Genomic DNA, 26,217 nt, shown 5'->3' with positions numbered 1-26,217 from the left:
ACACTAAATTGTTATACATAAATGAAATGTTTGTTAGACAGGTAGGGGATAAAAATGCAAACAGATCTATTAAATATATTTTTCGAAGAGTCAGAAGAACATTTACAGTCGCTAAATGAAAATGTGCTAGTGTTAGAACAAAATCCTGCTGATATGGATGTTGTAGGAGAAATATTCCGATCCGCTCATACATTCAAAGGTATGTCTGCGAGCATGGAATTTACGGAAATGGCTGATTTAACGCATAAGATGGAAAATGTGTTAGATGAAATTCGTCATGGAAATATAGTTGTAAATGCGGATATTATTGATGTGATTTTTGAGTGCATTGATAATTTGGAGAAGATGGTTGCAGATGTGCAACAAGGTGGAATGGGCAATAATGATGTAGCCTCAACTAAACAGAAATTAGAAGCATTATTGAACGGCAATGTAGAAACTCCTACGGAACATATAGAGCAAAATCATATAGACACCGATGATGCAGTTTCGCATGAAGTGCATATAACAGTTGAACAGCAAGCAATTTTAAAAGCGGTACGTGCTATTATGTGTATTGAAGCATTGCAAAATGTAGGGAATATACAAAAAACAGCTCCGAGTATTGAAGAAATTGAAGCAGATGCTTTCGGATTTGAATTTACAGTATTTATGGATACTGATTGTAGTATAGAAGAATTGAAACAAGTAGTACTTCATGTTTCTGAAATTGAGAAAGTGGAAGTAAAGCAAGGAGAACCTATATCGAAGGAAGTAGCTTCTAAAAAAGTCGTTACACAAGAAGTTGTGCAAGTAGAAGAAAAGCTACAACCTGCTGTGGTTACGCAAGTAAACTCACCGATAGAGGCAACGAATCAACCTTCAAGTACTATGCCAGCTAAAAGTACTACAAAAACGAAAAATGCTAAAGTGGAGAATCGTTCAATTCGTGTTCAATTAGAGAAAATCGAAAGATTAATGAATATGTTTGAAGAAAGTGTAATTGAACGTGGGCGCATTGATGAATTGGCTCAAACGATTCAAAACAAGGAGCTAATTGAACATTTAAATCGATTAGGCGATATTTCAAAAGATATTCAAAATGTACTATTAAATATGCGTATGGTGCCGATTGAAACTGTGTTCAATCGTTTCCCGCGTATGGTACGTATGTTAGCGAAAGATTTAGGGAAAAAAATCGATTTACAAATTACAGGTGAAGATACTGAAGTAGATAAAATTGTTATTGATGAAATCGGCGATCCGCTCGTTCATTTAATTCGAAATGCAATCGATCACGGTGTTGAAACTGTTGAAAAACGACGTGATGCAGGTAAAAATGAGACAGGTACGATTAAATTAGAAGCCTTTCATAGTGGAAATCATGTCGTTATTCAAATTACGGATGATGGAAACGGTATTAATAAAGGGAAAGTATTAGAAAAAGCGATTAAAAATGGCGTTGTAACTGAAGCGGATGCGAATAGATTAACAGATCGTGAAGTGTTTGATCTTATTTTCCAACCGGGATTTAGTACAGCTGAAGTTGTATCAGATCTTTCTGGACGCGGTGTCGGATTAGATGTTGTAAAACATACGATTCATAGTTTAGGTGGACATTTAATTATTGATTCTGAGGAAGGAAAGGGAAGTACATTTAGAATTGAACTTCCATTAACGTTATCTATTATTCAATCTATGCTTGTTCAAACGAATGATAAGCGTTATGCTTTACCTCTTGGAAATATCGTTGAAGCAATTCGAATTAAGAGAGAAGACATCCAATCCTTACAAGGAAAAGATGTATTAAATTATCGTAATCAAATTATTGAAGTGAAACATTTAAGTACTGTATTTGGTGAAAAAACAGTAGATGAGGCGTTTGCGTCATATGATGGTCAAATGGTTCCTGTGTTAATTGTTCGTAACACACATCGCAGCTATGGACTTATTGTAAACACAATTATCGGTCAAAGAGAAATAGTCTTAAAGTCATTAGGTGACTTCTTTGCAGAGAGTTCTAACTATTTCTCTGGTGCGACGATTCTCGGTGATGGACGAGTGGTCCTCATTTTAAACCCAGAAGGTTTATAATAGGAATGAAGGAAAGCTCCCCACTTGTATACAATTGGGGAGCTTTTTGGCTAATCGTTACGAATCTAATAATGGGATACATACATAGTAACGTTTTATACTAATGAGTTTGCTAACATGAAATAAGAGTTTATATTATTTGATAGAAAAACAGAAATGAGGAGGCAGGGAAAATGCCTGAGCAACACACAAAAGGGGATACGAGCACGATTGTGCTAGAAAAAGAAAATGAGCATTTAACGCCCCAAGAATGCGATATTCTTGGCGAAATTGCAAATATATCATTTGGTTCAGCTTCGACTGTATTATCAACAATTTTAAATAGGCAAGTAAGCATTACTGCTCCTCGTATAGAGTTGGTAGATTTATATGATTCAAGAGATGTCGAAGTTCCGCATGTTGTATTAAACATTCATTTTACAAAAGGATTAGATATGGAAAACCTCCTTGTCCTTAAGCAAGATGTTGCATTGTCCATTGCAGATTTAATGATGATGGGAACAGGTGAAGTGGAGGACGGAAAAGAACTTGGTGAATTAGAGCTAAGTGCTGTACAAGAAGCGATGAATCAAATGATGGGATTCGCAGCTACATCTATGTCGGAATTCTTCCAAGATACAGTAGATATGTCTCCGCCGACGATTAAAGTTGTAAAGTTATCAGAAGAAATGGAGAAAATCTCTGAAATCGATGGGAATCATACGATTGTTAAAGTATCGTTTGATTTAAAGATAGATAATCTTGTAAACTCTAAACTTGTACAAATTGTTTCAGTTGAGCATGCGAAACAAATGGTAAATAAATTAATGCAATTATCTGGTGGAGTAGAAGAAACAGACGAACCAGCAGAAGTAGTGGAAACTGAGATTGTAGAAGAAGTTGAAAAAGAGCATTTAACACAAGAAGAGAAAGATGTGCTTGGTGAAATTGCAAATATTTCAATTGGCTCCGCTTCAACAGTATTGTCAACGCTTTTAAATCAGCCAGTTACAATTAGTACACCAAATGTGGAAGCAATCAATGTTCGTCATTATGATGGAGTACCAGTACCATTTGTTATTTTAAATGTCGACTTTGTTGAAGGGCTAAAGAATGAGAATGTATTCGTATTTACGAAAGATGTTGCCTTAACAATGGTAGATTTAATGATGATGGGAACAGGGGAAGTTGACCCAGAAAAAGAGCTTACTGAATTAGAGCTGAGCGGTATTAAAGAAATTATGAACCAAATGATGGGTCATGCTGCTACGGCGATGTCAGAAATGTTTCAAGAAAAAATGGACATGACGCCGCCAAATGTTAAATTTGTAACGTTAAAAGAAGAAATGGAATATTTGGGAGAGTCAATGGAAGTGGACGAACTCGTTCAAATTACGTTCAATCTTGAAATTGGCGATTTGCTTCAATCGAAGATGTATCAAATTTTGCCAATTTCCGAAGCGAAAGAAATGGTAAGGCGACTTCTGTATCCGATGGTGGAAGAAGAAGAGATTGCCACAGAAGAAATTGAAGAAGAAAAAATTGTAGAACCAGTTGTGCAACCTATTGAATTTAAAGAAGTAAAACAAATGGAACCAGTATATATGGACACGTCCATTCTACAAAATGTAGAAATGAACGTGAAATTTGTATTTGGAAGTACAGTGAAAACGATTCAAGATATATTAAGTTTACAAGAAAATGAAGCAGTTGTACTAGATGAGGATATTGATGAACCGATTCGTATTTATGTAAATGATGTATTAGTGGCGTATGGTGAACTTGTAAATGTAGATGGATTTTTTGGAGTAAAAGTGACGAAATCACTATAAGGCATTGAAATAGGAGTTTGAACTAGTAGATGAAAAACGTAAAGTTTTTTCTAATGAGTTGGCTATGCATACATGTGTGCTTGTTCTTCCCCTTGCAAAGTCAGGCTGAGGAACAAATTGAGTCAGATCAAAAAATAAATGAAGTGAATGTACAAGAAGAAAATAAGGAATCTCAAGAATCGTCAGAACAAGTGGAAACGAAGCAAGATGAAGAGAAACAAAAAGAAGCAGAGCAACAAGAAGTAGAACAACAAGAAGTAGCAAATAAACAATTGAATGAAAGAAAGATAGAAACGGAACAGGGAATTATTACAGTAAATAAGCCGGAGCTTAAAGTTGGCGAAGAAGTGCGAATTGCTGTAGAACCAAATGGGAAAAACATTCAAAGTATGAAAGGTATATTGCAGCTACAAAAAAATGGCGAGCAATATGCGCAAGAAAGAATACTATCTTTTGAGTATGATGAAGAAACGAAGAGCTGGGTTGCTAACTATAAAGCAGGGAATTTTGATTTGCAAGGTGATTGGAATCTTCAACTCGTTCAAAGTTACAAAGAGAATGAGAAAGAAGAAATCGTAAAAAATGAAGTGAAAGTCCCGCTCATTCGTATTAAAAATGAAACGCCAACTATAGATAAAGAATTGCCAAAGTTACAGAAAGTTACTATTGATGAAGTAAAAGAGAACTTAGTTGAACGAAAACAGGGAGATTCTATACATATACGAGTAAAAGCGTCAGATATAGAATCGGTTGTAAAAGAAGTGCGCGTTACATTAAAAGGGAAAGAAAATAAAGAGCTTTCGTTTTTATTAGACTACAACAAGCATGATATGGATTGGCAAAAAGTATTTGAAATAACAGAAGCATTGCCGGCTGGGCCATACGAATTACTTGTAGAGATAATAGATGCAGCAGGTAATAAACTTGTTGAAGAAAGTGAATATACCATTTCTGTTTTGGCGCCAAAAAACGAAGATGATAAAAAGATAGAAGAGAAAGAGAAAGAAGAGAAATTAGATAATAAACTAGAAATTGAATTAGAAGATAAGAAAGAAAATGAGAAGCAAGAAGATTTGAAAATCAAAAACCCGCTTCTAGAAGAAAAATTGCCGGTTGTTCAAATTCCGAAGCAAGATGAGAAAGTAAATAAGTTTATAAAAGAACCGTTGAAAGAGAAAGAGGAATTTACTTACGTTATAAAAGAGCCGTTCGAAGACAACAAGGAAGTACATAAGGCGAAGGACCAAAAAGAGAAAAGTAACAAACAAGTTGTCTCTAAAAAGAAAGAACAAAAAGAAGAAACGAAAGACAAGGAAGAAGAAAAAGGTGAACAGGGAGTACAAGCTTCGGATGTATTTACTATCATGTCAGGTTTGTTCGTACTGTTTTTAGTTTTAAAGAGTAATAAAGAATGGGGCTAATTATTTCATAGTAGTGGAGGCGCTTAAATGGAGATTAAACGTACGACAATTGAAGATAAGACGCTACAACCATTAAAACAGCCTGCAGCTATTTCGGAACATGAAATCCAGAAAGAACGAAAGCGTAGCAATTTAGTGTTTACTGGACAGTCTAAAATTATTTCGAAAAATAATGAAATAGGTATTTTACTTGCAAGTTTAAGTGATGGAAAGATTATGAAGGAAATGCTTTCTAAAGAGATGGATACAGTGTTACAACTTTTTAAAAAGTTACATACATTATCTCAAGAAGGAAAGCAATCAGAAAAAGTGTTTGAACAAGTAATTAGAAGCCTACAAGGACTTATTAAGCAGGCGCACATAAAAGAACTTCCTTTGTTAGATGGAACATATGATTTCGCTGAAGTACAACTATCATTTGGTAGAAAAGTACATATTCCTTTACTAGATGTAAGTGCACTTATCTCTAGAGTGGAAAGTGATTCTTCAGAAGGAAATATAAATTTGATGGTAACGGTTATTACTGCTTATATAACGAAATTGTCCAACGAAACAATTTTAATTAGCGTTACAGACCGCATTGCTAAAGATCGGGATGTAAGTGTATGGAGAGCGCTTGCGGAAATGAACATGACACAATTGTCACAGGCGTTGAAACAAACGATGCAAGAACATAAATGGTCTATGACGTTTCTTTTTCTCTTCATATGGATTGTTGGTATTATTTTAATTCGAGTTATGTAAAAAGGTCGTCACTCCATTGTGACGACCTCTTTTATATTTTTTCGTAGAAGAATGTATCAAATCGCTGAAGATTGTAGCGTTCGGGTGTTAAAATTTGTTCCGTACTACCAACAAATAGTACACCGCCTTTTCGTAAAGAACGACTAAATTTTTCGTAAAGTTTTACTCTTGCTTCTTCTGTGAAATATATCATTACATTACGACAAATAATCAAATCATAATTTGTATCGAATGACTGCATTAAAAGGTCATGTTGTTTAAACGAGACGTTTTGTTTAATGTTTTGATGCAATGAATATAGACCATTCTCTTTTGTGAAATGACGTTCTTTCAAATCAGTAGGTAATTCCTTTAACGAACGTTCCGTATATTGAGCGCGTTTTGCGGTTTCTAAAATATGAAAATCAAGATCTGTTGCTTGAATTTCAAAACGGAATGGAGCTAGATGCTTTGATAAAATTAAAGAGAGTGTATATGGTTCTTCACCAGCAGCGCAAGCGGCACTCCATACCTTTAATTTTCCGCTATTTTGTTCGAGTAATTTTGGTAGTGCTTTCGACTCTAAAGTTTGCCATCGTTCTTTATTTCTAAAAAACTCTGAAACGTTAATTGTAATATAGTCAATAAAATTTAAAAATAAATTTTGATCAGCGCGTAATTTGTTTAAAAAATTAGTGTAGTTTTCGAAGCCTTTTCTCGAAATGAAAGCATCGATTCTACGGCGCATTCTATCTTGTTTATATGAAGCGATGTCCATATTGAATTGTTGTTTAAAACTCGCGATAAAATGATCATAATCTTGTTCAATTATCATATTTACAATGGGCACAATAATGGTATTGTGCCTCCCCCTTTACATCATACGAATTTTTTGTTCAAAGCTTTTTTTCATTTGCTTTTCATGTAATCCTGGTAAATCATAAATGACAGCATCAATACCTGCTTCTTTTGCAACATCGACAGGGATGACAGATGTATGTTTGTCACCATTATAAAAACAGAGAACTAAATCAGTGTCTTCAATAATTTGTTTAACAAAAAACATATAATCTGATCGGTAAATGGAGTCGGAAGGATGATCAAAAGCAACATATTCGGCTCCGTGTTTTTTTAAGTAATCAACGACTTCTTGAAATTCATCTGTTATTGCTGGCAATGGTTGCAGCGTGTAAAGGCATAAATTTTGAGCGAGTCTTTCATTCTCAACGAAAAAACGAAGAACCTCATTTTCAATAGATTTATAACATAATATGTAAATTTTATGTTTGTGAGCATAGTCAGTTAAAAATTTTTTAATTTCTTCTTGATCTAATGCTGTTAATTGATTTGAACCACAAAGGAAAATATTCATAGAATTGTGCCACCTCATGCTAAATTGTAACATATCTTTTATAAAAAATAACTGCAAAATATTACTGTTCAGAGTATAATTATAAATAACTGGATTTTACGATTAAGTTTAGGAAGAAATAAAAAAATAAATAGGTGATATATATGCTGCGTTCTATCTCGCATAATCCAATTTTATCGCATATACCGCCTGCTACTCAAATGCCGAAAGAAGCAAATGTCAGGACAGGACTTACATTTTCGGATAATTTGCATGCAGATCCGAAAAAAGATAAATTACTAGAACAAATGGAAGCGTTTGTCGATAATATTGGAGAAATTAAAGAGAAAATTGAAATGGAATTAACGCTTGATAATGTAATGGAATACAAAAATACAGTAAAATCATTTTTGAATTTTTACGTTGATAATGTATTGCAGTATAAAGATGTCATGTCTCGTCACCCACGTTACGGATATTCACAGAAAATGACGATTGTGAAACAGGCAGAAATGGGATTGAATGAATTAGAAGATGTGATGAATTTAATTAATACGAAAACAGGACATTTAGAAATGTTAAATCAAATTGGAGAAATCCATGGTTTAATTGTGAATTTAGTCTTGTAAAAGGAAGGAAGCTATATGTACATACAATTATATGAAAAACTCGTTATTATTCAAAAAGCGTATGAAAATATTCAAGCGCTTGGAGAGCAAATATATGAGAATTTAAAAAGTAAAAATGTAAATGTAGTTCAAAAGTTACAAGTAGAGCAATTGCAGTACATTGATGGTTTAAAAGGGCTATCAAGCTCATTTGAAGAAATGGTTGTTCAGTTCTGTAAAGAAAAAGGAGTTGAATCATTTCGTGTAAGTGCATTATTTTCGTATTTTTCTCAAGAAGAAATTGAAAAAATGGAAGAATTACAAAAAAACGTAACTGAATTAGAAGAGAATGTAAAAATGATTCTTTTGAAAAATCAATATTACTTAAACGTACTATTAAAAACTACAGAAAGTATTGTGGATTCTGTTTCTGAATATAATTTAGAGCGAAACAATAATTCGCAAATCTTTATGAATGAACTATTGTAAAGGAGAAGTGAAGCTTTATGAGATTATCTGATTATAATACACCGCTATCTGGGATGTTAGCGGCTCAAATGGGGTTACAAACAACGAAACAAAACTTATCTAACATTCATACGCCTGGTTATGTGCGTCAAATGGTAAATTACGGATCGGCTGGAGCAAGTCAAGGCTATTCACCGGAACAAAAAATAGGTTACGGTGTACAAACGTTAGGCGTTGACCGTATTACAGATGAAGTAAAGACGAAACAGTTTAATGATCAATTATCGCAACTCTCTTACTATAACTACATGAATTCAACATTATCACGAGTAGAGTCTATGGTTGGGACGACAGGAAAGAATTCATTATCTAGTTTAATGGATGGCTTCTTTAATGCTTTTCGTGAAGTGGCAAAAAATCCAGAACAACCAAACTACTACGATACATTAATTGCTGAAACTGGAAAATTTACAAGTCAAGTAAATCGTCTTGCAAAAAACTTAGATACAGTGGAAGCACAGACGACAGAAGATATTGAGGCACATGTTAATGAATTTAATCGACTTGCTGCTAGTTTAGCAGAAGCGAACAAGAAAATTGGACAAGCTGGTACACAAGTACCAAATCAACTTTTAGACGAACGTGATCGTATCATTACAGAGATGTCTAAGTATGCAACCATAGAAGTGTCTTATGAATCTGTGAATCCTAATATCGCAAGTATTAGAATGAATGGCGTTTTAACAGTAAATGGACAAGATACATATCCGCTTCGATTAAATAAAGAAAAAGAACCGATGTCTGCTGAAATTTACGGTTCTGAAATTCCTTTAAGTAGCGGAGCAATTCAATCAGCGATTGATACGAAAGCAAAGATTGCCGACTACAAGAAAAACCTTGAAGAATTAATGAGTTTTGTAAAGAATAAAGTGAACACAGTAATGGGGAAAGAGTTTTTCGTTAGGGATCAAGCAAAAGATATGAAATTAAACCCTGAATTTGTAAAAGATGTTTCGAAAATGAAAATATCAGCTGAAACAGCAAATAACCTAGCGGCAATTACAGATGACGATTACAAAGAAGGACTTTCATATAAAAAAGCATTAGACCAATTTATAGTTCGTGTTGCTTCTGATAAAAATGCAGTGAGTGGTTATCAAAAAATTCATGGCGACTTACTAGAAGGTATTCAGCAAGAAAAAATGAGCGTTGAAGGGGTAAATATGGAAGAGGAAATGGTAAATTTAATGGCCTTCCAAAAATACTTCGTCGCAAACTCTAAAGCTATTACTACGATGAATGAAGTGTTTGATAGTCTATTTTCGATTATTCGATAAGTGATAATAATTGATTGGAAATATATAAGGAGGAGATAGAAATGAGAGTATCTACATTTCAAAATGCAAACTGGGCAAAGAATCAGTTAATGGATTTGAATGTGCAACAACAATACCATAGAAACCAAGTAACTTCAGGGAAGAAAAATCTTCTTATGAGTGAAGATCCACTTGCAGCAAGTAAGTCATTTGCGATTCAACATTCATTGGCGAATATTGAACAAATGCAGAAAGATATAGCAGATTCACGAAATGTGTTAAGTCAAACAGAAAATACATTGCAAGGTATTGCAAAATCTTTAACGAGGGTGGATCAATTAACGATACAAGCATTAAATGGAACGAATAGTGAAAAAGAATTGAAAGCCATTGGAGCAGAGGTAGATCAACTGGTAAAACAAGTTGTGTATTTAGCGAATACGAAAGAACAAGGGCGTTACATCTTTGGTGGAGATAGTGTAGAGAAACAACCTTTTGCGGATGATGGTACATACCAAGGTGGCGAAAACGATATAATGTGGAAGCTGAATGATGGTTATGAAATTAAAGTGTTTGGAAAAGATGATGATTTGTTGACACCTGTTATTCAAACGTTAGTAAAGATGAAAGATGCTTTGCAAAGTGGCGATCAAAAAGCATTACAGCCGTTTCTAGAGGAGAATAAGAAAAACTTGGATAGTGTTATTAACCGTACAACGGAAGTTGGTTCAACGATGAACACTGTGGATACGTTTAAGACGATTTTAAGTGAACAAAATTTGGCGCTTCAAGAAAATCGTAAAGAGATTGAAGATGTTGATTTAGCAGTAGCTATTTCTGATTTAGCTTATATAAACGCAACGTATGAAGCAACGCTTAAGGCGGTTAGTACGATGAGCAAAACGAGTATTTTAGATTACATGTAAACGATAAGGGGCGAAAAATATGTCAGGGACAATATCTGATTATGGTGGCAGACAGCAAATATGGAATTTAGGAAACAACATGATAGATACATCGAAGCTAGTAGATTTAGAGTTACAAGCATTGGAAATGAAGAAATCACCGTATACTAAACAAAAACAAACGTTAACAAATGAAAAAAATGTGTATGCAAGCATAAAAAAAGAGTTCGGAAATCTTGTGCAAGTATTCAAAGATTTATACGCATTTAAAGGTGATGCAAAGAATACAACGTTATCCAAAGACGGTTTTATAACAGCACAGGCGAACGCTGATGCAATTCCTGGCACATATACTATTACAGTAGAGCGAGTAGCAGAAAGGCATCAAATAACTACAGCTCCACTTACTCCCCAAAAAACTCCTGAAGGTACGGAGCAAAAATTTAGTTTAGATTTAAAACTTGAAGTAGATGATGTATTTCAGATAAATGGAAAAGAAGTTAAAATCTCAAAAGATATGACGTATAAAGATCTTGTCAATAAGATAAATAATGGGAATTATGGTGCATCAGTATATACACTAGGAGACCAACTATTTTTCACATCGACTACTGCAGGTGAAGCTGGGGAACTAAAATTAACTGATGGTGCCAATGGTTTTTTACAAAATATTGGGTTAGTTACTTCTGCGAAAAATACGGATGGAACGAATGCCGTCGCACATCAAGTGACAGGAGCAGTAAATGCAGAGTATACAGTAAACGGGATTAAAGGAACTAGTAAAACAAATAAAATTGATACAATTCCAGGATTAACTATTAATTTAGAAAAAGTTACTACTGAGCCTATAAAATTAACTATCGAAGATTCTGATATAAAAAATTCAATAGATTTAATAAAAAAAATGAAAGATGAGTATAATAATGCTGTAAAAAGTTTGGATTTATTTGCAGGTGAAAATGGAGTAATGCAGGGGAGTAATGTGTCATTTGCCATCAGTAATGCAATGACAAGTATTTTTAAATTTTCCCAAGATGATAAGTATTTATTTTCTTTCGGGATTCAAATTGATAAAACAGGAAATATGACTCTTGATGAAGAAAAATTGAAAACAGCTTTTAAAGAGAATCCAGAAGCTACAAAACAATTTTTCTTTGGCTTTAATGGTATTGGTCATGATATAGATAAAAAGTTAGACGGGATATTTGGAGATGAAGGAATTATTGGAAAACGCTCTAAAAGTATTGAAAAGCAAGTAACTGATTTAGAGAGAAAAATTCAAGATATTGATACAATTAATAAGAAAAAACAAGAATCAATTATTGATAAATATGCAAAGTTGGAAAGTCAGTTAGCATTACTTGATAGTCAGCTGAAGACAATTAAAGCAATGACAAAAACAAAAAGTGATGACTAATAAAAGATGAGGAAGTGATTAGATGCAAGCATGGCAACGTTATATGCAAAATGATATTATGACGAGTAATCCGATTAAAAATACAATTTTTATTTATGAAAGATGTATTATAGAGTTTCGTAATTTAGAAGAGCTTTTACATACTTTTAAACTACAAGAAGGAGATGTGCTTCTTGAAAAGTTAGAACGTATTTTTGAAGAATTAAAGCTTCAATTAAACCCTGAGATTACGAAAGACTTATATGATAGTTTATTTGGTTTATACGATTGGATTAGCATACAAATTCAAACGATGAAAGTAACTCGTAAAGCAAAAGATATTGATGCGATTGTACAAGTGTTACAAGATTTAATAGACGGTTACCGCGGAGCAATTGAAAATGAACAATGATATTTATCGGACGTTTGTCGGCTGTTTTAATGAAATCGGTGAATTGCAAGTATCAGATGGAGAGTTTGCTGAGAAGAGTGAAATGTTAAATCGCTGGATGATGACATTGGATGAAGAAACGCGTGCCCAAGTTGCAGCAGAAGTAAGCCCGTTAATTATTAAGGCAGCGCAACATATTCGAGATAAGCAAAAGATTTTAGAAGAAATGATTATGGAAAATGATGGGCGAATGAAAGCTAATTCATTTTATGGTAAATATTAATGATAAAGTATGGAAACGGATTGCCCTTTTTAAAAGGGGATCCATTCCTTTTTTAAGTAAAGAGTTCCGCTGATTGAGGTTTCACTTTATGCCTGTAATGAGGGAGTAATCTGAATAATATAAAAATATTTTGATTTATATTTCATATATCAAAATATTTCATGGATTACTGTGTGTATACAGTTTTTTGTATTCTTTTTTATATTTTTTTATTTTTCTAAAGACAACAATGGAAAAATGGAATAAAATATGTAAGGGTACATAATAGTAAATATTTTAATAAACACATATAAGAAAATAAATAATGAAGTGAAACTTCTATCAGTGGATCATTACGTTAGAAAAGAAAGGGTGTGGAATATGCCAGATTTAGTGAGTGATGTAAGCCATTATATGAATTATTTAGTGACGAAACGAAATACTGTTTCTAGTAATATTGCAAATGCGAATACACCTGGCTATAAAGCACAAGATGTAACATTTGCTGAGCAGATGAATAAAAGTAGTGCGTTATATAAAAATAATGCGGCTGATTTAAAGAGCAATCCAGATTTATATCAAACGAATGAAATGCACTTACCGACAGTAAATACGAAAAATACATATGCAAAGATTCAAACAAAATCAATGCAAACGAATAAAGATGGAAATAGTGTGGATGTAACGACAGAAATGCTAGATTTAATGAAAGCAAATCAGTTATACGGTATTTCAATTAACGCAATTAATACACAATATGCAATTAACCAAGCGGCACGCGGACGTTAAAAGTAGAAGGAGAGACAACGGATGTTTCAGGCAATTAATGCAAGTGGCTCAGGGCTAACGACAGCGAGAAAGTGGATGGAAGTTACTTCTAACAATATTGTAAATGCAAATACGACGGCGGCTCCGGGGGCAGATTTATATGAGCGTCGTAGTGTGGTGTTAGAATCAAACAATAGTTTTGCAAGTATGTTAGATGGGGCTCCTACTAATGGAGTAAAAATAAAAAGTATTGAAGCAGACAAAACGGAAAATTTAGTGTATGATCCGACGCATCCGCACGCAAATGAAGAAGGATATGTACGTTATCCAAATATTGATGTAACTGCTGAAATGACGAATGTAATGGTTGCTCAAAAAATGTATGAAGCGAATACGAGTGTATTAAATGCGAATAAAAAAATGCTTGATAAAGATTTAGAAATCGGCCGAGGATAAGGGGGAAGATAGTAATATGAAAATTCAACCAATGTTACATACACAACCATTTGGAGCAATTCAGTCAATTGGTGCACCGAAAACTTCTCAAACATCTGTAGTTGAGGGGAAAAAGTTTATTGATTTATTGGAAGATATGAATCAAACGCAAAACAATGCACAAACAGCAGTATATGATTTACTAACTAAAGGGGTAGGAGAAACACATGACGTTTTAATTCAGCAAAAGAAAGCTGAGTCTCAAATGAAAACGGCTGCTCTCGTACGTGATAATCTTATTGAAAATTATAAGTCACTAATTAATATGCAAATTTAGGAAAGTGGACGGGTGTGTTTAAATGGAAAAGATGAAAAATGTTATCCAATCGTTAAAAACGTGGCATAAGTTAGTAATCGGTGCTGCGCTTTTAGCGATTGTAACAGGAGCACTTTTATACTTCACCTTGCCAGATAAATATGTTGTTGTATATCAAAATTTAAATGATGCAGATAAACAAGAGATTACAGCAGAATTATCGAAGTTAGGTGTCGATTACCAATTAGCGGCCGATGGTTCAATTCGTGTGCAAAAGAATGATGCTCCATGGGTTCGAAAAGAAATGAATGGGATGGGCTTACCGTTTAATTCGAAAAGCGGTGAAGAAATTTTATTAGAAAGCTCTCTCGGTTCAAGTGAACAAGATAAAAAAATGAAGCAAATTGTCGGTACGAAGAAGCAATTGGAGCAAGATATTGTAAGAAACTTTGCAACAGTTGAAACGGCAAATGTTCAAATTACATTGCCTGAAAAAGAGACAATTTTTGATGAAGAAAAAGCGAAAGGAACAGCGGCGATTACGGTTGGAGTGAAGCGTGGACAATTGTTAACAGCTGATCAAGTTGCAGGTATACAGCAAATGATTAGTGCAGCGGTTCCTGGTGTGAAAGCAGAAGAAGTAAGTGTTATTGATAGTAAAAAAGGTGTTATCTCAAAAGGCGCAGATGAAGCACATTCTAGTAGTTCCTCTTCTTATGAGAAAGAAGTAGAGATGCAGCACCAACTTGAAGGTAAATTAAAGCAAGATATTGATGCAACGTTAATGACGATGTTTAAACCGAATGAATATAAAGTGAATACGAAAGTATCTGTAAACTACGATGAAGTTACACGTCAGTCAGAAAAGTATGGTGATAAAGGTGTACTTCGTAGTAAACAAGAGCAAGAGGAAAGCTCTACTGCGCAAGAAGGGGCAGATACGAAGCAAGGTGCTGGTATTACAGCGAACGGTGAAGTGCCAAACTACGGTACGAACAATAATCAAAATGGTAAAGTTGTCTACGATAATAAAAATGGTAACAAAATCGAAAACTATGAAATAGATAAAACAGTTGAAACAATTAAGAAACATCCAGAATTAACGAAAACAAATGTTGTTGTATGGGTAGATAATGATACGTTAGTAAAACGAAGAATTGATATGACTACTTTCAAAGAAGCGATTGGAACAGCGGCAGGACTTCAAGCTGATCCGAACGGTAACTTTATAAATGGTCAAGTTAACGTTGTAACTGTTCAGTTCGATCAGCCGAAAGCCGAAAAAGAGAAAGAGCCAGAAAAGAGTGGTATGAACTGGTGGTTATTCGGTGGAATTACAGCTGGCTTATTAGCAATTGGTGGTCTAGTATGGTTCTTATTAGCAAGACGTAAGAGAAAGAAAGAAGAAGAGGAATATGAAGAATACTTAGCAGAAGACGAAATTGCTGCAAGTAATGAAAGTATCTTGGAAATTCCTGAAGAAAAAATAGTGCCAGAGCCAAAACCTGAACCAGAAGAACCGAAAGAACCAACGTTAGATGAACAAGTGCAGGATGCTACGAAAGAACATGTAGAAGGAACTGCAAAAGTAATTAAAAAATGGTTAAACGGACAGTAAGGGAGGAACAACGATGTTAGATGAAATCTCCTCCAAAGAAAAAGCTGCCATCCTTATTCGTACATTAGAAGAAGGGGTGGCAGCAAAAGTCATTGAATATATGACAGCTGAGGAAAAAGAAGTATTACTTCGTGAAATCGCGAAGTTTCGTGTATACAAACCAGAAACGTTAGAAAATGTACTAGGAGAGTTCTTATATGAACTAAATGTAAAAGAATTGAACTTAGTCACTCCAGATAAAGAATACATTCGTCGCATATTTAAAAACATGCCAGAAGACGAACTGGAAAAATTATTGGAAGACCTTTGGTATAACAAAGATAATCCGTTTGAGTTCTTAAATTCACTTACAGATTTAGAGCCACTTCTTACAGTGCTTAATGATGAGTCACCACAAACAATTGCAATTATCGCTTCTTATATTAAACCGCAACTTGCGTCTCAATTAATTGAGAGATTGCCAGATCATAAGCGCGTTGAAACGGTAATGGGTATAGCGAAGTTAGAACAAGTTGATGGTGAGTTAATTAATCAAATTGGTGAGTTGTTAAAATCGAAATTAAATAATATGGCATTTAGTGCAATTAATAAAACTGATGGCTTGAAAACAATCGTAAATATTTTAAATAATGTTTCACGAGGTGTTGAAAAAACAGTCTTTCAAAAGCTGGATGAAGTCGATTATGAGTTATCTGAGAGAATTAAAGAAAATATGTTTGTCTTTGAAGACTTACTTGGTCTTGAAGATCTTGCGCTTCGCCGTGTATTAGAAGAAATTACAGATAACGGTGAAATTGCGAAAGCACTTAAAATTGCAAAAGAAGAAATTAAAGAGAAATTATTTACATGTATGTCTTCAAACCGTAAAGAGATGATTCTAGAAGAATTAGATGGCTTAGGACCGCTTAAGATGACGGATGCTGAAAAAGCGCAGCAAACGATCACTGGTACAGTGAAAAAGCTAGAGAAAGAAGGAAGAATTATCGTTCAAAGAGGTGAAGAGGATGTCCTTATTTAAAAACAGAATTCCGAAGAATTCTGTTTCTTTTTCTGAAGAAACGTATGAATTACAATTTCCAAAACCAGCTTCAGTTCAAATAGAAGAGGAAGAATTACAAGCTGATCATGCAGAACTTCGCGCCCAGCAAGAATCGTTACATATGGAAATGAATCAGCTAAGGCAAGAGCAGCAAATGCTAGAACGAGAGCGGCAGCAGTTATTACAAGATAAAGAACAATTTCAAATGCATATTCATGAGCAAATGGAACAGATGGAAGCAGCGCGTGTGCAATTTCAAAAAGAACAACAAGAAACAGCGTATGAATGGACAGAGTTGTTATGGGATCAATCTTTTCATCTAGCAGAAAAAATCGTGAATCAAGCGGTAGATTCACGATTGCTTGATGTGTTACCTATTTTAACTGGCATCGTGCAAACATTGCCAACTTCGTTTGAAAAATTAATCATTACAGTACATCCAGAAACGTTTGAACGTATTCAAGAAGAGAAGGAGAATACGAAAGAATATTGGTTACTACAATTAGTAGAATGGAAATATGATTTCTCCCTGCAGTTTGGTGAATTTGTTCTGGAAGAAGAGAAAGAGTTCTTTGAATTTAAATTTGCACCTATATTTGCGAAGCTTCGTCAGAAATGGGAAGAAGAGAAGTTATTTGAGGAGCAAAATGTATGAGCCGCCTGTTAATGAATGAGAACGCAAAATGGAATAAGTTCATTGAAACACCGCTGTATACGAAAGTAGGCAAAGTTCATAGTGTACAAGAACAGTTTTTCGTAGCGAAAGGGCCGAAAGCGAAGATTGGAGATGTTTGCTTCGTTGGAGAACATAACGTCTTATGTGAAGTGATTGCCATTGAAAAAGAAAATAATATGTTACTTCCATTTGAACAGACAGAAAAAGTATGTTATGGAGATTGCGTCACATTAATTTCAGAAGATGTTGTTGTGCCACGTGGTAATCATTTACTCGGAAAAGTGTTAAGTGCAAATGGTGAAGTGTTAAATGAGGAAGCTGAAAACATTCCATTACAGAAAATCAAACTAGATGCACCACCTATACATGCATTTGAACGTGAAGAGATTACCGATGTATTTGAAACAGGAATAAAATCAATTGATTCTATGCTAACAATTGGTATCGGTCAAAAGATTGGTATTTTTGCTGGGTCAGGTGTTGGTAAATCAACTTTACTTGGAATGATAGCAAAAAATGCAAAAGCTGATATAAATGTTATTAGTTTAGTAGGGGAACGTGGCCGGGAAGTAAAAGACTTTATTCGAAAAGAGTTAGGCGAGGAAGGGATGCGAAAAAGCGTCGTTGTTGTAGCGACGTCAGATGAAAGTCACCTTATGCAACTTCGTGCAGCGAAACTTGCAACGTCTATTGCTGAATACTTCCGTGATCAAGGCAATAACGTATTACTTATGATGGACTCTGTTACTCGTTTTGCCGATGCACGAAGAAGTGTTGATATTGCTGTTAAAGAGTTACCGATTGGTGGTAAAACACTGTTAATGGAAAGTTATATGAAGAAGTTGTTAGAGCGTTCCGGAAAAACACAAAAAGGATCTATAACAGGTATTTATACGGTGCTTGTTGATGGGGACGATTTAAATGGTCCTGTACCAGATTTAGCACGTGGTATTTTAGATGGACATATCGTATTAAAGCGTGAGCTTGTAACGCTTAGTCATTATCCTGCAATTTCAGTATTAGATTCAGTAAGTAGGATTATGGAAGAAATTGTTTCGCCACATCATTGGCAACTTGCAAATGAAATGAGAAAGATTTTATCAATTTATAAAGAAAATGAATTGTATTTTAAGCTAGGAACGATTCAACAAAATGAAGAAAATGCTTATATTTTTGAATGTAAAAATAAAGTAGAAGGCATAAATACATTTTTAAAGCAAGGTCGATCGGATAGTTTCCAATTTGATGATATCGTTGAAGCGATACAGCATATAGTATAAGGCCTCTGCATAAGAGGTCTTATTTTTTTGTTTTTTAATATTTCACAGATTTTTTTGGGAAAAAACTATATAATAGAAAAAGAGAACGTTATAATAGAAAGGGGTTATGAAAACAGGTGGATAAACAGCAGTACGACACAATAAAATTGCAAATAAATCAAGAAAAAGAACATATTTTAAAAGAAGTGTATGAATTAACAGCTGAAAAAAGAAAAATAGAACAAAAAAAAGAATATGATTTATATGTTGTGAAATCGCGTAGTAAAGTCGTACAAACTGGGCAACGTATTATGGCTGGTATGCTTTCTTCACATACGTTTTCACCTGAAAGAATAGAAGAATGGAATCGGAAAATTAAAAAAACGGAAGGTTTTATTCAAAAAAATGAAAGTCTTTTAGAGCAAGTAAAAGAAAAAGAACGTGTCATTGATGAGATGTATCAAGAAAATTGCAAAAAGCTTGCGAAAGCACAAGAAAAGCTGGAAGAAAAAATGCTTCTGGATTTGAAAATGTGTATGAATGGATGAGGTGAATGTAGTGATACAGTCTGTATTACCGGTGCAACAAAGTTTACCTCCGCAAAAAGAAAAAGGGCTAGAAGTACAATCGAAAAATGAAGATTCTTCATTCGATCGTACGATGAGAAACGAAAACAAAAAGCAGCCGAAAATGGAGAAAACGAAACGAGAAGAAGCACCAAAAGAAGAGAAAAAAGAATATAACCTTTCTAAACCATCGGTAACGAAAGAAGAACCAATTGTAAAGAAAGAAGAAAAGAAAGAGACAGAACAGTTGTTATTAGCTGTATCTGAGCAAATGGTTGCGATTGAGCAATTACATGTGCAGCCGGAATTGTTATATCAATACATACAAAAAATACAAGAGCTATATAAAGAATATGGCAATATTAAACTTAATGAATTACCTGCAGCTGAATTACAACAATTACAAGAACTTCTTTCAAATATGAATATCAAAAATGCTATATGTTTAGAAGATACAATGCAAATGGTATTAGACAAAATGAAGATGCCAGAGCAAACGATGCAAGCATTGAAGGCTGTAGAAACAGAAACTTGTAATATTGCAAAGAAACAAGAAGAGTTTAAAGACGTAGATCTTCCGAAAGCTGAGAGCGATGATGCAAAGGTAGAGTTGCCAGAAATTGATGCATTAAACGATTCGAGCTCTGCAGGTGCAGAATTATTAAATAAAGCGACGAGTATCGAACAGATAGGGAAATCAAATAGTGGTGCTGAGAAAGTTTCATTACCTGACTTAGGAAAGAAAATGGAAGCGCAAGTAGAAGCGCTGCAAAAATTTGTAGTGAAACAAGAACGTGTTTTATTTCAGTTAAATCCAGAAAAACTTGGTACATTAACAGTGTTTATGAAAAAACATGGAGATCAAATTGACGTTCACGTAGAAATGGAAAAACACGGTGCGAAAAAACGTGTTGAAATCATTTTTGATGAATTGAAATTAAAGTTAAAAGAAAAAGAAATCAATATTCAAATTAGCTATTCAGATAAAGATGAAAATCGTAAAGAACAGCGAGAACAAGAGCAAAGGCAAAAACAGAAATTAGCAAATACAAATCATGAAAAACAACAATCAACAGAATTTGCGGGATTATTGGAGGAATAACGCGTGCCAACAGTTGGATTAAATACAACGAGTACAAATCATATTCCGTTACAAGCAGGGGCGCAAACAAAAAACGCATCTGTAAATGGTGTGCAATCGCCAGTTCAACAAACAAACGGAGTATCAGCAAGTAATCAAAAAACACCCGGTATTATGGATAAAGATGATTTTCTGAAACTATTTTTAGCAAGCTTTCAACATCAAGACCCGTTTAATGCGATGGATATGAACCAAATGATGAATCAAACGGCTCAACTATCGCTTATGGAGCAAGTACAAAATATGACGAAAGCAGTAGATAAACTACAATCAACGATGTATACGACAGCTCTTGATGGTGGGATGAAATTTTTAGGAAAGTATGTTAGAGGTATAAACAATAAGGGGGAGCAAGTGACTGGTCAAGTGGAAACAGTTCGACTTGCCGAAAATAACGATGTACAACTTATTGTTGATAATCAAGTTGTCTCACTTCGTTTTGTAGAAAGGGTTTCAGATAAACCGATAGCAGAAACAAATCCAGAAGATGAGAAGAAAGATGATATAGAGAAAAATGAAGAGGTTAAGCAAAATTAATCAAAGGAGTGTATATAGGTTATGATTAAAGCGTTATATACGAGTATTACAGGGATGAATGCGGCACAAAATGCATTAAGTGTTACTTCAAATAATATTGCAAATGTACAAACAGTTGGATATAAAAAGCAAAAAGCTATTTTTGATGATCTGCTATATAATAATACGGTTGGTTCACGTGGGGATGGTGCTTATGCTGGTACGAATCCAAAGAGTATCGGTAACGGTGTAAAGTTTAGTGGGACATCTACAGATTTTAGTGATGGTTCTATTACTTTAACTAGTGATAAGATGGAGACAGCCATAGAGGGAAATGGTTTATTTTTAGTTGGTGATCGTAATAGTGGAAATGTAGAGTATACGAGAAAAGGGTCTTTCGGTGTATCGAAAGATAACTATGTTACAAATACAAGTGGACAGTATGTGCTAGGTTATGGTGTGAAAACAGGAACACAAGAAATAGATTTTTCTTCACGACCAAGTCCAATTCATATTCCAATGGGATCAGCTGTTGGTGGAATTCAAACAGATAAAGCAACAATAGGTGGAAACCTTCCTAGAAATCAAAATGCATTATCTCACGAATTCACAGTTTTTGATGAGGAAGGGAACTCGTTAACGTTACGTGTAAATATTAAACAAAAGACTACAAAAGAGACTGTAGATGGTAAAGAAGTTGAAAAGCCTGTGCCAGGTGAATATACATATACAGTTTCTGTAAGAAATGATTCTAAAAACGAAAAAGAGTTTAAGCCTGTTGAAGGCATGACGGGCGAAAAAAATCTTAAATTTGATACATTAGGAAATCTAAAGGAGACAGATGAAGCTGTACAAAAAAATCCAGTAACTGGTGAAATTACTAAAGGTGGAACGGTTAAAATTCCTTTTGGTAAGGGACTGACACTGGACTTAAGTGGTTTAACAAATTATCCGACAGGGAAAACTATTTCTACAACAGAAGTAACGGGGCGTCCAGCTGCAATTGCAAATGACTATTCAATTTCTGACGGTGGTTTCGTTATGATGAGATATTCGGATGGTAGTATGAAGGTTGTAGGACAACTAGCTGTAGCTACATTCCCTAATTCAGGTGGATTAATGAAAACTGGGAATGGCAATTACATTGCCACACCATCAGCGGGGATTCCAGGGATAGGTGTTGCAGGTGAGAATGGTGCAGGTAATGTAAGAGGTTCAGCAAAAGAAAGTTCAAACGTAGATTTATCTGTAGAATTCGTTGACTTAATGTTATATCAACGTGGATTCCAAGGAAATGCGAAAGTAATTAAAGTGTCAGATGAAGTATTAAATGAAGTTGTAAACTTAATTCGATAATGTATTATAAAGAAAGATCGTAATGTAGTAGAAAGGGTTTTTATTCGTATGACAAGACAAGAACGAATTTTACAATTGCCATTTTTCGAAAATAAACGTGAACTTGCTGAGCAAGTGCTAAAAATGGAACGAGAAGAGCATGTATATTTACCAGATCAATTTGAAATTAAGCAAGTGCCCCCGTATTCATTTGCTGAAAAGGAAGTGATTATTGGTCGTATTCATGAGTTTTATTTCGTCAGTGTTGGCAGTGATGGCGCATGGAAGTATCAACTGTTTAAGGACGAGATGAAGTGCCGTGAGTTTTTTGTTACATTATCAGGCATTACGGATCAGCAAATTGCGTTTTGGTTCAACAATATCGAGTTGCTTAAAGGCGCTTAAAAGTGTTTTTAGTCTTAGGTGGCTCGGAGCTGTAAGAAGAGAACTATAGAAATGTACTGGAATGGTTGAACAATAATCTCTTTATAGCAAGCCAGTACTTTTTTATAGTCTGTGAGTTGTGACAATAGGGCAATGAAATGAGAGTATGCTAGTTTCATTTCATATGTTTGTGATGATAGATTTTTATAAAAGGAGAGGTGAGGGGAATGGCGCAAAATAAGTATCGCGTTACATTCATTTCGCCGAGTGAGGTTGAACAGCGGACTGTAATGGCGGCGAATAGTTTGCCAGATTTAATTCGTAAAGTAGAGAGTATTATCGCAGATCCAAACGGTTATTTTGTGAATGATAAAAAAAATAATTGTTATTTTAAAGTGATTAAAGAAAATGTTACGTTTATCCAATATGAGTTACTATTTTCGGATAAGGAAATTCATATTGAAAAATTAAAACATATAGCACCGGTGGTATTAAAGCGATTATTTGAAAAAATAAATGACCCGGAACTATATGCACTCGCGCTACTTGATGTTGATATAGCAACGAAAGAATATGTGCTAGCAGAAATGAATTCTGAGCTGAGAATAAGAGTAGAGACAGAGCTTTCGAAAAAATGGGAAGCAATGCCGACGGAAATTGTAGGAGCACAAGAAGTTTTATTAGAGGCACTTGCTTCTTTTATACAAGATTAATTGTTTTTTTATAAAATGAATCGTTCGACTATCTATATTTTTTATATAGGTAGTTGACTTTTTCTCTTTTATAAAGCTTAATAATTAGATATACGGAATTAATGGAAGGGGAGCGACACCTTTATGTCACAAGCACAAAGTATTTTATTAGAAAGCGGAACAAATGAATTAGAGATTGTTACGTACACTGTTGGTGAAAACCTATTTAGTATTAATGTTATGAAAGTACGTGAAATCATTAATCCATTTCCTGTTACAACTGTGCCAGAATCTCATCATGCAGTTGAAGGTGTTGTTCAAGTACGTGGTGAAATTTTACCTGTTATTAACTTGGCAATGGCTCTTAATTTAAAGTCAACAAAGCCACTTGATCAAACGAAATTTATCATCTCAGAATTAAACCAAATGAAAGTTATTTTCCGCGTTGATGAAGTGCATCGTATTCAACGTATTTCGTGGGAACAAATTGATGAACCAGCTTCATTATCTATGGGACTAGAAGAAACGACATCTGGTATTGTAAAACTAGATGGAAAAATCATCTTATTATTAGATTATGAAAAGATTGTATGTGAAATTAGCGGCACTGGTTATGACAATAAATCAATTGCAGGGTTAGAACAAAAAACAGATCGAGCTGAAAAAGTAATTTACATTGCAGAAGATTCAGCGATGCTTCGCCAAATATTAGAAGAAACATTATCATCAGCTGGATATACGAAAATGAACTTCTTCAGCAATGGTGCAGAAGCGTTAGCACAAATTGAAAAATTAGCGAAAGAGCAAGGAGAGAAAATGTTTGAACATATTCACTTGCTAATTACCGATATTGAAATGCCAAAAATGGATGGACATCATTTAACGAAAGTGGTTAAGGATAGTGAAGTAATGAATCGTTTACCAGTCATTATTTTCTCTTCATTAATTACAAATGAATTATTCCATAAAGGTGAAGCTGTAGGAGCAAATGCCCAAGTAAGTAAGCCAGATATTCAAGAGCTAATTGGTTTAGTTGATAAGTTAGTGCTTTAAAAGTTTCTATTTAGCCGGAATAGAAGCTCTAGCTAAGTGTTGAGCGGTCAGTGCTTAATAGAGCCCTATGCGATGTTGAGACTAGAGACATGGAGTGGTTATTGGTAAGTAGAAGAGCTGGCGTATAACATTTTTCTATTTAGTAGGAATAGAGGAACTACTTATGTAAGGAAGTTTTCAGTGATTAATAGAGTCTCATGTGATGTGAGTTCAGAGGTATGAAGTAGTTTTAGGTATGAAGAAGTGAGACTTCGATTGAGGATTTGAAGACTGGGTTTATAACTCTATTCTGTTAGAGAGAGGAAGGAATTAGCCAATGCTACATATGGCTAATTCCTTTTTAGTATTCTATACTTTAAGTTGGTAGAAAAATGAAAGGTTTCTTGGGTGTTTGTCGCTGTATGTGTGAATAATCTTTATTTAGAGATTTTTGATTTAAAAATATAAGCAAACGTATTTTCGATTGTTATTTTAGTAATATTTCGTGGTAACGCAAATTTTTTCGGTGAAAAAACATTCAAAATACCATATAATATAATTAAATGTAATTAATATGCAATTTTGCATATTAATAAAAAAACATTTTCCAAATTTTTATACTTTCTATACATTTTTGTATGTTTATTATTTGACAGATAATTTCGAACTGTTATAATATGGATATGTAAAAATTGCTATTTTCTTAAAAGACATGGGAGTCAGATGAGAATTGTGAAAGGATGAGGGGGAGTGGCACAGATTATGTATCACCACACAGCAATTAATGTATTAGGTCTTTTGCAAAACATGTCAAATAATAAAATGAACGATATGCAACTAGAGGTGGAATTTAAAAAAATAGAAAAAGAATTCCAAGTAAAGTATGAAGAATTAGTTGATTTACATAATAGAATGGTATTATTTCAAATAGATATAGAAAAAAATGGCGGGATGCGAGCATATGAAAAATCAGCAATTACATGGCTGAAGTCTGAACTAGAGCTACTTTATGAAGTGTATCAATTTTGTCAACGTCACGGTTTAAACATTTTAAATATTTCAAAATACGTAAGTAAAAATGAACTAAATCTTTTTCCAAAAACAGAAAGTCAATTGCAAAATACGTATTATAAATTGAAAAAACGTGAAATACCGTTTGAAAATATTGAAAAACAAAAACCAGGACGAAAGCGAAAATATATACCAGTAAAAGAGACAATCGTTGCAAGAAAACAAGAAAATGAGTACGAATTAAAAGAAGAAATCCAGCATAAAGAGGATGAAAAAAATCTTGTAACAGTTATATCTGGTATCGTTGATAACTTTGAAACAATTAATCAATGTAGTGAAAGGAAAGAAGACGAACTACATCAGTTTATGGAAGGTATTTATAAGCTTTCTAGCATGGCAGCAGGGCGTTCTAGAGAAGCAAAGAATACACGTAGCTTAGAAGGTGAATTGCAGTCGTTACAACTAGAAAATGAAAGGCTAAAACGAGAGAAAGAAGAGCTTGTACAAGATATTAAAGGTATGACGCAGCTTTTAATTCATTTCATTACAAGTTCTGATATCGATCAAATTCGTAAATTACCAACTTTCGTACAAGATTGTAAAATGGAATTACATAAACTCGGGCTATATAATGCACAAGACGGAAAAATGAAAATAATGGTTGACCGTAGCGGACAAGTTATGACGGTAACACAGTAATAAAA

Annotated in this window: 28 protein-coding genes; 26 read left to right on the top strand and 2 right to left on the bottom strand. The window is 34.2% G+C overall.

Annotated elements, in window-relative coordinates:
- The first annotated feature begins 54 nt into the window (after positions 1-54).
- The 4 genes from QCI79_RS04330 (at position 55) to QCI79_RS04315 (ending at position 6,049) form a co-directional block, all read left to right on the top strand.
- Entirely contained in the window at positions 55-2,073 is a 2,019-nt protein-coding gene (locus tag QCI79_RS04330) for a chemotaxis protein CheA (RefSeq protein ID WP_021728664.1), read from the top strand.
- A 173-nt stretch (positions 2,074-2,246) separates the two neighbouring features.
- Positions 2,247-3,884: a flagellar motor switch protein gene (locus QCI79_RS04325; RefSeq protein ID WP_001115014.1), complete on the top strand. Its 1,638-nt coding sequence runs from the start codon at positions 2,247-2,249 to the stop codon at positions 3,882-3,884.
- A gap of 29 nt (positions 3,885-3,913) precedes the next feature.
- On the top strand, positions 3,914-5,305 hold the full coding sequence (locus tag QCI79_RS04320) for a hypothetical protein (protein WP_021728665.1): 1,392 nt from the start codon (positions 3,914-3,916) through the stop codon (positions 5,303-5,305).
- Between the two features lie 27 nt (positions 5,306-5,332).
- Positions 5,333-6,049, top strand: a complete 717-nt coding sequence (locus QCI79_RS04315; RefSeq protein ID WP_000403967.1) for a hypothetical protein — start codon at positions 5,333-5,335, stop codon at positions 6,047-6,049.
- A gap of 31 nt (positions 6,050-6,080) precedes the next feature.
- Here the strand turns inward: QCI79_RS04315 and QCI79_RS04310 are convergent, their stop codons facing one another.
- Both QCI79_RS04310 and QCI79_RS04305 read right to left on the bottom strand, forming a co-directional pair.
- The gene (locus QCI79_RS04310) at positions 6,081-6,863 is read right to left on the bottom strand and encodes a CheR family methyltransferase (RefSeq protein WP_021728666.1); all 783 of its coding nucleotides are present in this window, start codon (positions 6,861-6,863) and stop codon (positions 6,081-6,083) included.
- A gap of 39 nt (positions 6,864-6,902) precedes the next feature.
- Positions 6,903-7,400 carry a hypothetical protein gene (locus tag QCI79_RS04305; RefSeq protein ID WP_001020105.1) on the bottom strand — a complete coding sequence of 166 codons (498 nt, stop codon included), beginning with the start codon at positions 7,398-7,400 and terminating at the stop codon, positions 6,903-6,905.
- A gap of 143 nt (positions 7,401-7,543) precedes the next feature.
- On the opposite strand from QCI79_RS04305, the gene QCI79_RS04300 reads away from it, so the two are divergent.
- The 22 genes from QCI79_RS04300 (at position 7,544) to QCI79_RS04195 (ending at position 26,212) form a co-directional block, all read left to right on the top strand.
- Positions 7,544-8,008 (top strand): YaaR family protein, encoded by a 465-nt coding sequence (locus QCI79_RS04300; protein ID WP_021728667.1) that lies wholly within the window; start codon positions 7,544-7,546, stop codon positions 8,006-8,008.
- 15 nt (positions 8,009-8,023) lie between these two features.
- A complete protein-coding gene (locus QCI79_RS04295; RefSeq protein WP_021728668.1) occupies positions 8,024-8,476 on the top strand; it encodes a hypothetical protein in 453 nt (150 codons plus the stop codon).
- A 17-nt stretch (positions 8,477-8,493) separates the two neighbouring features.
- Positions 8,494-9,792 (top strand): flagellar hook-associated protein FlgK, encoded by a 1,299-nt coding sequence (gene flgK, locus QCI79_RS04290; RefSeq protein ID WP_021728669.1) that lies wholly within the window; start codon positions 8,494-8,496, stop codon positions 9,790-9,792.
- Between the two features lie 41 nt (positions 9,793-9,833).
- Complete coding sequence (locus tag QCI79_RS04285; RefSeq protein WP_021728670.1) at positions 9,834-10,697, top strand: flagellar hook-associated protein 3; 864 nt, start codon at positions 9,834-9,836, stop codon at positions 10,695-10,697.
- A 19-nt stretch (positions 10,698-10,716) separates the two neighbouring features.
- Positions 10,717-12,093, top strand: a complete 1,377-nt coding sequence (locus tag QCI79_RS04280; RefSeq protein WP_021728671.1) for a flagellar hook-associated protein 2 — start codon at positions 10,717-10,719, stop codon at positions 12,091-12,093.
- A gap of 22 nt (positions 12,094-12,115) precedes the next feature.
- Positions 12,116-12,484: a flagellar export chaperone FliS gene (locus QCI79_RS04275; RefSeq protein WP_021728672.1), complete on the top strand. Its 369-nt coding sequence runs from the start codon at positions 12,116-12,118 to the stop codon at positions 12,482-12,484.
- Complete coding sequence (locus tag QCI79_RS04270) at positions 12,474-12,746, top strand: hypothetical protein (RefSeq protein ID WP_021728673.1); 273 nt, start codon at positions 12,474-12,476, stop codon at positions 12,744-12,746. Before QCI79_RS04275 ends, QCI79_RS04270 begins: the two co-directional genes overlap by 11 nt.
- A 309-nt stretch (positions 12,747-13,055) precedes the next feature.
- Positions 13,056-13,514, top strand: a complete 459-nt coding sequence (flgB, locus tag QCI79_RS04265; RefSeq protein WP_370512803.1) for a flagellar basal body rod protein FlgB — start codon at positions 13,056-13,058, stop codon at positions 13,512-13,514.
- A gap of 21 nt (positions 13,515-13,535) precedes the next feature.
- Complete coding sequence (flgC, locus tag QCI79_RS04260; RefSeq protein ID WP_000484680.1) at positions 13,536-13,949, top strand: flagellar basal body rod protein FlgC; 414 nt, start codon at positions 13,536-13,538, stop codon at positions 13,947-13,949.
- Between the two features lie 16 nt (positions 13,950-13,965).
- On the top strand, positions 13,966-14,265 hold the full coding sequence (gene fliE, locus QCI79_RS04255) for a flagellar hook-basal body complex protein FliE (protein WP_000701672.1): 300 nt from the start codon (positions 13,966-13,968) through the stop codon (positions 14,263-14,265).
- A 22-nt stretch (positions 14,266-14,287) separates the two neighbouring features.
- On the top strand, positions 14,288-15,862 hold the full coding sequence (locus QCI79_RS04250; protein WP_000413931.1) for a flagellar M-ring protein FliF C-terminal domain-containing protein: 1,575 nt from the start codon (positions 14,288-14,290) through the stop codon (positions 15,860-15,862).
- A gap of 13 nt (positions 15,863-15,875) precedes the next feature.
- Complete coding sequence (gene fliG / locus QCI79_RS04245; protein WP_021728674.1) at positions 15,876-16,880, top strand: flagellar motor switch protein FliG; 1,005 nt, start codon at positions 15,876-15,878, stop codon at positions 16,878-16,880.
- Positions 16,867-17,556: a FliH/SctL family protein gene (locus QCI79_RS04240; RefSeq protein WP_000051697.1), complete on the top strand. Its 690-nt coding sequence runs from the start codon at positions 16,867-16,869 to the stop codon at positions 17,554-17,556. The genes fliG and QCI79_RS04240 overlap by 14 nt, the downstream gene beginning before the upstream one ends.
- A complete protein-coding gene (locus tag QCI79_RS04235) occupies positions 17,553-18,857 on the top strand; it encodes a flagellar protein export ATPase FliI (protein ID WP_021728675.1) in 1,305 nt (434 codons plus the stop codon). The genes QCI79_RS04240 and QCI79_RS04235 overlap by 4 nt, the downstream gene beginning before the upstream one ends.
- A gap of 116 nt (positions 18,858-18,973) precedes the next feature.
- Positions 18,974-19,384: a hypothetical protein gene (locus QCI79_RS04230; RefSeq protein ID WP_000360860.1), complete on the top strand. Its 411-nt coding sequence runs from the start codon at positions 18,974-18,976 to the stop codon at positions 19,382-19,384.
- A gap of 10 nt (positions 19,385-19,394) precedes the next feature.
- A complete protein-coding gene (locus QCI79_RS04225) occupies positions 19,395-20,504 on the top strand; it encodes a flagellar hook-length control protein FliK (RefSeq protein ID WP_023901495.1) in 1,110 nt (369 codons plus the stop codon).
- A 3-nt stretch (positions 20,505-20,507) separates the two neighbouring features.
- Complete coding sequence (locus QCI79_RS04220) at positions 20,508-21,080, top strand: flagellar hook assembly protein FlgD (RefSeq protein ID WP_001143477.1); 573 nt, start codon at positions 20,508-20,510, stop codon at positions 21,078-21,080.
- Positions 21,081-21,101: 21 nt separating this feature from the next.
- Complete coding sequence (gene flgE / locus QCI79_RS04215; protein ID WP_021728677.1) at positions 21,102-22,415, top strand: flagellar hook protein FlgE; 1,314 nt, start codon at positions 21,102-21,104, stop codon at positions 22,413-22,415.
- A 48-nt stretch (positions 22,416-22,463) separates the two neighbouring features.
- On the top strand, positions 22,464-22,799 hold the full coding sequence (locus tag QCI79_RS04210; protein ID WP_021728678.1) for a DUF3964 family protein: 336 nt from the start codon (positions 22,464-22,466) through the stop codon (positions 22,797-22,799).
- 206 nt (positions 22,800-23,005) lie between these two features.
- On the top strand, positions 23,006-23,491 hold the full coding sequence (locus QCI79_RS04205; RefSeq protein ID WP_000068301.1) for a hypothetical protein: 486 nt from the start codon (positions 23,006-23,008) through the stop codon (positions 23,489-23,491).
- 123 nt (positions 23,492-23,614) lie between these two features.
- Positions 23,615-24,523: a chemotaxis protein gene (locus tag QCI79_RS04200; protein WP_000075943.1), complete on the top strand. Its 909-nt coding sequence runs from the start codon at positions 23,615-23,617 to the stop codon at positions 24,521-24,523.
- 741 nt (positions 24,524-25,264) lie between these two features.
- Positions 25,265-26,212: a DNA-binding domain-containing protein gene (locus QCI79_RS04195; protein ID WP_000274682.1), complete on the top strand. Its 948-nt coding sequence runs from the start codon at positions 25,265-25,267 to the stop codon at positions 26,210-26,212.
- The last annotated feature ends 5 nt before the right edge of the window (positions 26,213-26,217 follow it).

The sequence above is a fragment of the Bacillus cereus group sp. MG1 genome, assembly GCF_040460035.1.
GTDB classification, from domain to species: Bacteria; Bacillota; Bacilli; order Bacillales; family Bacillaceae_G; genus Bacillus_A; species Bacillus_A cereus.
The sequence above is the reverse complement of the archived record's forward strand: the minus strand, read 5'-3'. Positions and strand labels throughout refer to the sequence as shown.

Coding starts and splice junctions, on each gene's coding strand:
- QCI79_RS04330 (WP_021728664.1), top strand. CDS start 55: ATGCAAACAGATCTATTAAATATATTTTTCGAAGAGTCAGAAGAACAT.
- QCI79_RS04325 (WP_001115014.1), top strand. CDS start 2,247: ATGCCTGAGCAACACACAAAAGGGGATACGAGCACGATTGTGCTAGAA.
- QCI79_RS04320 (WP_021728665.1), top strand. CDS start 3,914: ATGAAAAACGTAAAGTTTTTTCTAATGAGTTGGCTATGCATACATGTG.
- QCI79_RS04315 (WP_000403967.1), top strand. CDS start 5,333: ATGGAGATTAAACGTACGACAATTGAAGATAAGACGCTACAACCATTA.
- QCI79_RS04310 (WP_021728666.1), bottom strand. CDS start 6,863: ATGATAATTGAACAAGATTATGATCATTTTATCGCGAGTTTTAAACAA.
- QCI79_RS04305 (WP_001020105.1), bottom strand. CDS start 7,400: ATGAATATTTTCCTTTGTGGTTCAAATCAATTAACAGCATTAGATCAA.
- QCI79_RS04300 (WP_021728667.1), top strand. CDS start 7,544: ATGCTGCGTTCTATCTCGCATAATCCAATTTTATCGCATATACCGCCT.
- QCI79_RS04295 (WP_021728668.1), top strand. CDS start 8,024: ATGTACATACAATTATATGAAAAACTCGTTATTATTCAAAAAGCGTAT.
- flgK (WP_021728669.1), top strand. CDS start 8,494: ATGAGATTATCTGATTATAATACACCGCTATCTGGGATGTTAGCGGCT.
- QCI79_RS04285 (WP_021728670.1), top strand. CDS start 9,834: ATGAGAGTATCTACATTTCAAAATGCAAACTGGGCAAAGAATCAGTTA.
- QCI79_RS04280 (WP_021728671.1), top strand. CDS start 10,717: ATGTCAGGGACAATATCTGATTATGGTGGCAGACAGCAAATATGGAAT.
- QCI79_RS04275 (WP_021728672.1), top strand. CDS start 12,116: ATGCAAGCATGGCAACGTTATATGCAAAATGATATTATGACGAGTAAT.
- QCI79_RS04270 (WP_021728673.1), top strand. CDS start 12,474: ATGAACAATGATATTTATCGGACGTTTGTCGGCTGTTTTAATGAAATC.
- flgC (WP_000484680.1), top strand. CDS start 13,536: ATGTTTCAGGCAATTAATGCAAGTGGCTCAGGGCTAACGACAGCGAGA.
- fliE (WP_000701672.1), top strand. CDS start 13,966: ATGAAAATTCAACCAATGTTACATACACAACCATTTGGAGCAATTCAG.
- QCI79_RS04250 (WP_000413931.1), top strand. CDS start 14,288: ATGGAAAAGATGAAAAATGTTATCCAATCGTTAAAAACGTGGCATAAG.
- fliG (WP_021728674.1), top strand. CDS start 15,876: ATGTTAGATGAAATCTCCTCCAAAGAAAAAGCTGCCATCCTTATTCGT.
- QCI79_RS04240 (WP_000051697.1), top strand. CDS start 16,867: ATGTCCTTATTTAAAAACAGAATTCCGAAGAATTCTGTTTCTTTTTCT.
- QCI79_RS04235 (WP_021728675.1), top strand. CDS start 17,553: ATGAGCCGCCTGTTAATGAATGAGAACGCAAAATGGAATAAGTTCATT.
- flgE (WP_021728677.1), top strand. CDS start 21,102: ATGATTAAAGCGTTATATACGAGTATTACAGGGATGAATGCGGCACAA.
- QCI79_RS04210 (WP_021728678.1), top strand. CDS start 22,464: ATGACAAGACAAGAACGAATTTTACAATTGCCATTTTTCGAAAATAAA.
- QCI79_RS04205 (WP_000068301.1), top strand. CDS start 23,006: ATGGCGCAAAATAAGTATCGCGTTACATTCATTTCGCCGAGTGAGGTT.
- QCI79_RS04200 (WP_000075943.1), top strand. CDS start 23,615: ATGTCACAAGCACAAAGTATTTTATTAGAAAGCGGAACAAATGAATTA.
- QCI79_RS04195 (WP_000274682.1), top strand. CDS start 25,265: ATGTATCACCACACAGCAATTAATGTATTAGGTCTTTTGCAAAACATG.